The organism is Oleiphilus sp. HI0123, from assembly GCF_001635315.1.
In genome coordinates, this window is record NZ_LWGE01000297.1 from 1 (window position 1) to 325 (window position 325).

Here is a 325-nt window from a genome sequence, read left to right on the forward strand (position 1 = left end):
AGCTTATTGACAAGCAAGCAGATGGTTATTATGAACGGTATACCAGTGAATCGGCCCGACAGGCTTTTTACAGTCAATACGCGGGGTTGTTAGAAAAAATCCAAAAAGGTGAAAACTTTTTTAGAAACGTTATGCCTTCGAAAGTAGGTGCAAAGTTAATATCAATTGGTCGATGTATCACTAAAGATTGTTATGAGAAGAAAACAACAGGATTCGAAACCTTTCAAAAGAATTTGGCGAGAAAATATTTAAAAGAAAAAACGGAAGAGCTTACGACTTTCCCTTTTGATTATTTTTGTACACAAGGTAATTCCAAAAATAGTCG

1 protein-coding gene is annotated in these 325 nt (G+C 35.1%); it reads left to right on the forward strand.

All coding sequences use genetic code 11. From position 1 onward, the window contains the following. On the forward strand, window positions 1–325 hold a 325-nt coding region (locus A3761_RS26725; protein WP_197472763.1), incomplete at both ends, for a hypothetical protein.